Source organism: Mesorhizobium sp. M1403 (assembly GCF_040317695.1).
Lineage (GTDB): Bacteria > Pseudomonadota > Alphaproteobacteria > Rhizobiales > Rhizobiaceae > Mesorhizobium.
On sequence record NZ_JAMYKY010000104.1, the window covers coordinates 1 to 574 of the forward strand.

The 574-nt window shown below is 57.5% G+C and carries 2 protein-coding genes; both read left to right on the forward strand.

Annotated elements, in window-relative coordinates; all coding sequences use genetic code 11:
• The coding region (locus NKH01_RS35225) for a type IV secretory system conjugative DNA transfer family protein (protein WP_353024754.1) at window positions 1-285 on the forward strand (285 nt) is incomplete at its 5' end.
• A 12-nt stretch (window positions 286-297) separates the two neighbouring features.
• Window positions 298-574, forward strand: a 277-nt coding sequence (locus NKH01_RS35230; protein WP_353024755.1) for a hypothetical protein, incomplete at its 3' end; no start/stop codon positions are given.

A 574-nucleotide genomic window follows, 5' to 3' on the forward strand; every position in this document is an offset into this window, starting at 1 on the left:
TGGAACATTCAGAATTCACATCAAGGTGCACCGCTGTTGCGTCCCGAACAGGTTCGGCTGCTCGATGACGACTACGAGATTGTTCTCATCAAAGGTCTGCCACCATTGCAATTGAGGAAGGTGCGTTATTTCTCGGATCGCATTCTGAAACGCATCTTTGAAAGCCAGACAGGCGCCCTCCCGGAGCCGGCGCCCTTGATGGGAGCAGAGGAGGCGCTCTCCGCAGAATCTCAACTCGATGACCCGCTGTGTGAATTGGCGCAGGACTTTGACGATACAGTTTGATGTGAGGCTGGTATGAACGCGCGAAATAGTAATCCATCCCGTGTAACAGCTTTGTCGCAGGTGCAGGACGCCGGCTTGGAAGACGGGCAAGCGGTCCAGGCCCGGCGAGTGGGCTTTGAGCAGCACGTGTCCGAGGCGCTCCGGCCGCTGTTCGATGGTCGAGCTGACGAGTCGCCAACCAATCCAGAGGAGCTTCTGCGACTGGAACAGGGGTTTCGCGAGGTGCTTCAGCGAGGGCAGGATCATCAAGCCGCCTCGTCTTTTTTCAGCGATCCAGGGATCCCCGCTG